At 70.4% G+C, this 7,234-nt stretch carries 9 protein-coding genes; 7 read left to right on the top strand and 2 right to left on the bottom strand.

Annotated features, from left to right (window positions below):
- Nucleotides 1-96: 96 nt before the first annotated feature.
- The 5 genes from ACFWX1_RS45220 (at nt 97) to ACFWX1_RS45200 (ending at nt 2,705) form a co-directional block, all read left to right on the top strand.
- Nucleotides 97-957, top strand: coding sequence for a helix-turn-helix transcriptional regulator (locus ACFWX1_RS45220; RefSeq protein ID WP_378396111.1), 861 nt, complete (start codon nt 97-99; stop codon nt 955-957).
- Nucleotides 958-961: 4 nt separating this feature from the next.
- On the top strand, nt 962-1,144 hold the full coding sequence (locus ACFWX1_RS45215) for a DUF397 domain-containing protein (RefSeq protein ID WP_378396110.1): 183 nt from the start codon (nt 962-964) through the stop codon (nt 1,142-1,144).
- Between the two features lie 4 nt (nt 1,145-1,148).
- Complete coding sequence (locus ACFWX1_RS45210; protein WP_378396109.1) at nt 1,149-1,313, top strand: DUF397 domain-containing protein; 165 nt, start codon at nt 1,149-1,151, stop codon at nt 1,311-1,313.
- Nucleotides 1,314-1,400: 87 nt separating this feature from the next.
- Nucleotides 1,401-2,021, top strand: a complete 621-nt coding sequence (locus ACFWX1_RS45205; protein ID WP_378396108.1) for a DUF4190 domain-containing protein — start codon at nt 1,401-1,403, stop codon at nt 2,019-2,021.
- 27 nt (nt 2,022-2,048) lie between these two features.
- The gene (locus tag ACFWX1_RS45200; protein ID WP_378396107.1) at nt 2,049-2,705 is read left to right on the top strand and encodes a DUF4190 domain-containing protein; all 657 of its coding nucleotides are present in this window, start codon (nt 2,049-2,051) and stop codon (nt 2,703-2,705) included.
- Between the two features lie 373 nt (nt 2,706-3,078).
- On the opposite strand, the gene ACFWX1_RS45195 is transcribed toward ACFWX1_RS45200, so the two are convergent.
- Both ACFWX1_RS45195 and ACFWX1_RS45190 read right to left on the bottom strand, forming a co-directional pair.
- Nucleotides 3,079-4,560: a cobyric acid synthase gene (locus ACFWX1_RS45195; RefSeq protein WP_378396106.1), complete on the bottom strand. Its 1,482-nt coding sequence runs from the start codon at nt 4,558-4,560 to the stop codon at nt 3,079-3,081.
- Nucleotides 4,557-5,492, bottom strand: coding sequence for a cobalamin biosynthesis protein (locus ACFWX1_RS45190; protein ID WP_378396105.1), 936 nt, complete (start codon nt 5,490-5,492; stop codon nt 4,557-4,559). The genes ACFWX1_RS45195 and ACFWX1_RS45190 overlap by 4 nt, the downstream gene beginning before the upstream one ends.
- Nucleotides 5,493-5,528: 36 nt before the next feature.
- On the opposite strand from ACFWX1_RS45190, the gene ACFWX1_RS45185 reads away from it, so the two are divergent.
- Complete coding sequence (locus ACFWX1_RS45185; RefSeq protein ID WP_378396104.1) at nt 5,529-6,134, top strand: bifunctional adenosylcobinamide kinase/adenosylcobinamide-phosphate guanylyltransferase; 606 nt, start codon at nt 5,529-5,531, stop codon at nt 6,132-6,134.
- A gap of 11 nt (nt 6,135-6,145) precedes the next feature.
- Nucleotides 6,146-7,168, top strand: a complete 1,023-nt coding sequence (gene cobT, locus ACFWX1_RS45180; RefSeq protein WP_378396103.1) for a nicotinate-nucleotide--dimethylbenzimidazole phosphoribosyltransferase — start codon at nt 6,146-6,148, stop codon at nt 7,166-7,168.
- Nucleotides 7,169-7,234: the final 66 nt, after the last annotated feature.

The following is a 7,234-nucleotide window of genomic DNA, read 5'->3' as shown; positions in this document are numbered from 1 at the left end:
GGTGGCTTCTGGGCGGTCTACCCCCCCCCCCCTGCTGGGCTCCCCGGGGCGCGCCCTTACTGACGGGCACGCGCGGATTCCGTACCGTTCGCGGCCATGAGGACGAGAGTCGCCGCGATGCGGCGTGTCGAAGCCGGTGCCGAACTCAAGGCGCGACGCGAGGAGCAGGGCCTGACCCTGCGGGAGGTCGCCTACAGGATCGACTACAACCCGGGCATGCTTTCCATGTGGGAACGGGGTTTGCGCTCCATGGACACCTGGGAAGCCGCGCTCTACCTCGGCGCGTGCGTGACTCCCATGCGCGAGGCCCTGCGCATCATCGACCTGCTTCAGCCACCCAGCGACCTGTACTGGGTCCGGCCGTACTTCGATCAGCCGACCGATCCGATGAAGTCGCTGATCATTCAGGAGAACCTCGCGAAGGCGATGGTCTCCTACGACCCGACGCGCATTCCCGGCTTGCACCAGACCGAGGACTACGCGCGAGCCATGTACAAGGACGAACCGCACTACACCAAAGAGCAGATCGATTATCACGTCAAGACACGTCTCGACCGGCAGAAGCTGTTGCAGCGACAGGACTCACCGCAGGCCGTGTTCTTCATCCACGAACACGCGCTCCAGACTACCGTGGGCACCTCTCAGGTCATGCACGAACAGATCCATTACCTCATGTTGTCCGCAACCTTGCCTCACTGCTCTATCCGGGTGGTCCCCGAGGCGAGTCCGGCAGGCAGGTCCCGCCGCTTTCCATTCCGGATCATGGAGTTCCCTGAACCGCGCCCCGCGATGGCCTACGCCGAAGTCGACACCGCGAAACTCCTCATCGAGGATCGTTCTGCGGTGGAGGCCTACTACTGTCTCGTTTCGCAACTGGAACAGTCTGCCCTGAATGAGGGACAATCACAGGACTGGCTCGTCCGGTTGGCGGACGAGTACGAGCGTATGAGGGAGTAACGCGATGGTGGCCCGCGAGCTGAACTGGTTCAAGAGCAGCCACAGCGACGTCGGGAACAGCGACTGCGTCGAAGTCGCCTTCGCTCCCCAGCTCACCGCGGTCCGCGACTCCAAGGCCCCCACCGGACACCTCACCCTCAGCCACCACGCCTGGACCACATTTCTCACCGCACTCAGGACGCGGTAGCACCATGACCTGGTTCAAGAGCAGCCACAGCGGCAAGGCCAACACCGACTGCGTCGAGGTCGCCTTCGCTACCCAGATCACGGCGGTCCGCGACTCCAAGGCCCCCACCGGACAACTGACCGTCAGCCACCGCGCCTGGGCGTCCTTCCTCGCCAGGGTCGCGCGGTAAACCACAGCGTGGTCGAATCGTTACCACGCCCGCTGCGGCCCCGGCTCTAGGATCTCCTGCGGGTCGGGGGATTCCGCAGGGGGAAACATGTCTCAGGAAGCCCTGCCCGCGTCACCACCGGCCCCGGTGGTACCCGGGCGAAACGGCTATGCCACCGCTTCGCTGTCCCTGGCGATCTTCGGGTTCACCGGCATTCCCGGGCTTCTCGGCGTGATCTTCGGGATCGTCGCGCTCGTGCAGCTCCGCCGGACCCGCCAAGCCGGACGTGGCTTCGCGATCACGGGCATCGTGCTCAGCGTGCTGTGGCTGGCCGGCGCCGTCTTCTGGATATTCGACGAGCTGGACGACCCTCCCGGATCGTACGGGCTTTACGCGCTCCAGAAGGGCGATTGCTTCGTGGAGGCCGTCCCGACCGGCACCAACGCGACAAAGGTGTCCTGCACCGAAGCGCACGACGCCGAAGTCATCGGCACAGTCGCACTCGCTGGTGACGCCTACCCCGGCGACAACCAGGTCAGTTCGCAGGCAGCGCTCGACTGCAACAGGCAGGCAGTCCACTTCTTCGACAAGAAGATCGCGCCTGGCGTGTACACGATCCCGCAGATACCGAGCGAACGGGCGTGGGACCACGGCGTCCGCACCGCGATGTGCCTGGCCTTCGGCTCCTCGGGACGGTTGTCGCAGCCCGTGCGCGACCTCATCCGCTGACTTCTCCCGGACCACGCAAGGAGACGTATGTCCGATTCACCCGTACCGAGAGCCGTACCGCCGTCCGGGCCGAGCTACGAGGACGCGCCGCCACCGCCGCCCCAGCCCGTCCCGCCGGGTACCAACGGGCTCGCCGTGGCGTCGCTGGTGCTGGGCATCGTCGGCGGGATCCTGCTGAGCGCGATCTTCGGGTTCGTCGCGTTGCGGCAGACCCGGCGGACCGGCCAGGCGGGCCGGAAACTGGCGATCGCCGGGCTGACGCTGAGCGGTGTGTGGCTCGCGGTGATCCTGATCGCGGTGACCGTCACGGCCACGGGTTCCCGGCAACTCGCGGACAACGAGCTGAGCGTTTTTTCGCTCAACGACGGGCAATGCTTCAACGCCACCGAAGTCAACAGCACGACCGTGGCGAAGACGCAGTGCACGGTCCCGCACGACAGCCAGGTCTTCGGCAAGGCGCTGCTGCCCGGCGCCGACGCCTACCCCGGCGAGGCGCAGCTCAAGAGCACCGGCCTGACGGAATGTCACGCGCAGGCGAAGGCGTTCTTCACCAACGGCGCCCCGGAAGGCCTGAAGCTGAACGTCTACTACCCGTCGGAAGCGGGCTGGCGCAGCCAGGTCCGCACCGCCGTCTGCGTGTTCCAAAGCGCCACCGGCCAGCTCTACCAACCCGTCCGCCCCTGACAACGCTCCGTGGGGGCCTCCCCGAGGGACTCTGGGTCCCTCAAGGAGGCCCCCACGGACCTCCGCACCCGACGGTGCCGCAGCGGGCGCCCACGCAGCCGCTGCGGCAGACGCACCGCGCACCCGGACGAGACGGCGGCCGGACGCGCCGCGCGACCGGCGCTCGACGGTGGCCGGGCGGGATGTGCCCCCAGGGACGCCTTCGGTGCGCTCACCGCACCGAGGGACGCCCCCGTCACACCCAACGCACCCACGGCCTCCCTCGGCGCCGCCCCACGCCCCACGCCCCCGCCCAACGCCGTGAAGGCCTCCTTCACAGCGCTCAGCGCCGGTAAGGAGTCCTTCACGGACCTGAGCGCTGGCATGGAGGCCTTCACGGAGCGCCGGGTGGGATGAAGGGGAGGGAGGACGGGGCGCCGGAGGTTAGGAGGTGCAGCAGCAGAGACGTGTCGAGGTGGGTGTCGACGGCGTCGGCGAGGCGGTCCAGCATGTCCTCGCGCAGCGCCGCGAAGCCGGGGGCGTCCGGGGCGGGCGTCCATGTGCGGCCCGCGGCGAGAGCGACTTCGGTGAGCCAGGCGCGGCGGAAGCCGTCGTTCTCGAACGCGCCGTGCCACGTCGTGCCCCACACCGAACCGACCCGGTAGCCGTCCAAAAAGGACTCCGCGTTCCCGGACAAAACAGCACTGCCGTGGTGGATTTCGTACGCCGCAACGTCGTGACCCCGCCACGAACCACTAGGCCGCCCGAGCACCTTCTCCCCGGAGAACGACACCCTCGTCGGCAGCAGACCCAAGCCGTCCACCTGACCGGCCAGCGACTCCACATCATCCACAATGGACTCGGCGAGCATCTGATAACCACCGCAGATACCGAGCACCGGTCGCCCCGCCGCAGCCCGCGCGGCCACCGCAGTGTCCAGACCGCGCGAGCGCAGCCAGCGCAGATCGTCCACTGTGGCCCGTGAACCCGGCAGCACGACCAAGTCCGCCGCCTCGACCACGTCGGGATCGGCGGTGAGCGTGACCGTGACGCCGGGTTCGGCCGCGAGCGCGTCGACGTCGGTGGCGTTGGAGGCGCGGGGAAAGCGCACCACAGCGACGCTCAGGCCGCCCCCGGTCTGTTCCCGGCGCCAGCCCGCCACGGCCAGCGCGTCCTCGGAGTCGATCCACACGCGGTCGAGCCACGGCAGCACACCCAGCACGGGGCGCCCGGTGACCTTCTCGATGCTGTCCAGCCCCGGCCGGAGCAGGCCGACATCGCCGCGGAACTTGTTGACGATCCAGCCCGCGACCAGCGCCTGGTCCTCGGCCGAAAGCAGCGCGAGCGTCCCGAACATCGCGGCGAGCACGCCGCCGCGATCGATGTCGCCGACCACCAGCACCGGCAGCGAAAACCGCCGCGCCAGGCCCATGTTGACGTAGTCGCCCGCCCGGAGGTTGATCTCGGCCGGGCTGCCGGCGCCCTCGCAGACCACGACGTCGAAGCGGCTGCTCAGCTCGGCGTACGCATCGAAGGCGATCGAAGCGAGCCCGGCGCGGCCGGTGGCGTACTCCCCCGCTTCGAGCGTCCCGAACGGCTTGCCCAGCGCGACGACGTGACTGCGCCGGTCGCTCCCCGGCTTGAGCAGCACCGGGTTCATCGCGGCCTCGGGCTCGACGCGCGCCGCGCGGGCCTGGAGCCACTGCGCGCGGCCGATCTCGGCGCCGTCCGCGCAGACCATCGAGTTGTTGGACATGTTCTGCGCCTTGAACGGCGCGACCCGCATCCCCTGGCGCGCCAGCCAGCGGCAGATCCCGGCGGTGACCAGGCTCTTTCCCGCGTCCGACGTCGTCCCCGCGATCAGCAGCCCGCTCACCGCGCAGCCACCGCCACGGCAACCGCCAGCGCCGCCGCACCGACCACTTTGGACAGCCGCACCGCGCGCCGGAGGTCGGCGGTCCCCGGCGCGCGCCCCTCGCCGAGCGTGCCGCGACGCTCGGTCCGGCCGCCGTAGCTGTTGGTCCCGCCGAGCTGCACGTCCAGTGCCCCGGCGAACGCGGCCTCGACCTGCCCCGCGTTGGGGCTCGGGTGCAGCGCGCCGTAGCGTCGCCAGACTCGCCACGTCCGGCGGACCTGTCCGCCGACGAGCGGCGCCGACAACGTCGTCAGCGCCGCACCGATCCGCGAAGGCACGAGATTCGCGACGTCGTCGGCGCGGGCCGAGGCCCAGCCGAAGCGTTCGTAGCGGGGCGAGCGGTAGCCGACCATCGCGTCGAGCGTGTTGAGCGCGCGGTAGCCGAGCAGGCCGGGAATCCCGCCGATCGCGCCCCAGAACAGCGGCGCGACCACGGCGTCGGAGGTGTTCTCGGCGATCGACTCGGTCGCGGCGCGGGCGAGTTCGGCGGAGTCCAACTCGGTGGCGTCGCGCGCGCAGAGGTGCGAAAGCCTTTCCCGCGCAGCGGGGACGTCGTCGCTTTCGAGCAGCCTGGCCATCTCGGCGCCTTCGGCCGCGAGGCCGCGTCCACCGAGGACGATCCACGTCGCGACGGCTGTCAGCGCGAAGCGCGCGAAGGGACGTCGTCGCGTCACGGCTTGAGCAGCGACGCCGAGTCCTGTCGCGGTGCCGACGCAGATCCCGGCGTACGCGGCTCCGCGCGGCTTCGAGTCCGCCCAGAGACGTCGCTCCAGCGCCGCCGCGGCCGTCCCGAACAGGGCGACCGGATGCCCGCGACGGGGGTCGCCCAGAAGTGCGTCGGCGGCGAATCCGGTGATCAATCCGGCCGTCGTGGCTGCTTGTCGGAGTGGCACGTGGCGAACCGTAGCGCGTGCACGACAATGCGGAGTATGACCAAGCTGACGCACCGGCTCGCCGGGTATCTCGAGACCCTGGCGCGGGCACTACGCCGGTACGGACGTGACGACGGCAAGGTGCTGGTCCTCGGCGGCGTGCGCTCCGGGAAATCACGGCACGCCGAACGGCTCGTCGCGCACCATCCCCACCTCGTCTACGTCGCGCCCGGCCTGCCGCCGAGCGCCGAGGACCCCGAGTGGGCCGCGCGCGTGGCCGCGCACAAGGCGAGAAGGCCGTCGCACTGGAAAACCGTCGAGACGACCGACCTGCCCGGCGTGTTGCGGAGCGCGACCGGGCCGGTACTCATCGACTGCCTCGGCACGTGGCTGAGCCGGGTGCTCGACGAGGTCGGCGCGTGGACGCAGAAATCCGGCTGGGAGCTCCGGCTGGACGAAAGGCTCGAGGATTTCCTGGTCGCATGGGCGCAGGCGCGGGTCCCGGTGGTCGCGGTCAGCAACGAGGTCGGCAGTGGTGTGGTGCCCGCGACGGTGTCCGGGCGGCTGTTCCGTGATGTGCTGGGCGCGCTCAACAGCCGCGTGTCCGCCGAGTCCGACCGGGTGCTCCTGGTCGTCGCCGGCCGCGTACTCGATCTGCCGTAGGGAGTTCCGCCATGCGTTTCGACATCCCCGTCCCGGACGCCGCCGCCCGCGCCGCCGCGCGGGAGCGGCTCGACGGGCTGGTCAAACCGGTCGGCTCGCTGGGACGGCTGGAGGAGATCGCGGCCTGGCTGAGCGCCGCGCACGGCTGTGTGCCGCCCCGGCCGATCTCGGACGTCCGCGTCGTGGTGTTCGCCGGCGACCACGGCGTGTCCGCGCTTTCGGCGTATCCGCGCGAGGTCACCGGCGCGATGGTGCGGGTGTTCCTGGCCGGGCGCAGCGGGGTGAACGTGCTCGCCGCGCAGGTCGGCGCCCGGGTGCGGGTCGCGGACATCACGGTCGATTGGGACGCTTCGGATATTCCGGATTCCGTGCTGGCGCACAAGATCCGGCGGGGTTCGGGCTCCATCGACGTCGAGGACGCGCTCCTGCCTGGTGAGGCCGTTCGCGCGTTCGAGGCGGGTCTTTCGCTCGCGGACGAGGAGATCTCGACCGGGGCCGAGCTGCTGATCCCGGGCGACATGGGGATCGGGAACACGGCCGTGTGCGCGGCGCTGGTGGCGGCGTCGCTGGGTCTGCCCGCCGCGGAGGTTGTCGGGACCGGGACGGGCGTGGACTCCGACGGTCTCGCGCGGAAGGTCGAGGCGGTGTCGGCGGCTCTCGCGCGTGCTGCGGGACGCGTCGAGGATCCGTTCTCGCGGCTGACGGTGCTGGGAAGCGCGTGCGCGGCGGCCACCGCCGGTTTTCTGGTGCAGGCGGCGGTGCGTTCGGTACCGGTGCTGCTCGACGGTGTGTTCTCGGGCGCCGCGGCGCTGGTCGCGCGGGACATCGCGCCGGGAGCGGAACGGTGGTGGCTGGCCGGGCACCGCTCGACCGAGCCGTCGCAAGCGTTTGCGTTGGAGGCGCTGGGCCTGGAGCCGATCCTCGACCTCGGCTTGCGGCTCGGCGAAGGCAGCGGCGCGGTGCAGGCCGTCCCGACGCTGCGGGCCGCGCAGGCGATCCTCGCCGACATGGGCCTGCTCGCGGACCTCACGTGACGCGCTCGCTCGCGGTGGCCAATGTGCTGAAGGGCGCTTTCGGTGCATTGGGTGCACTGAAAGCTG

Origin of the sequence: Amycolatopsis sp. NPDC059021 (assembly GCF_042739895.1) — a bacterium.
Lineage (GTDB): Bacteria > Actinomycetota > Actinomycetes > Mycobacteriales > Pseudonocardiaceae > Amycolatopsis.
The sequence above is the reverse complement of the archived record's forward strand: the minus strand, read 5'-3'. Positions and strand labels throughout refer to the sequence as shown.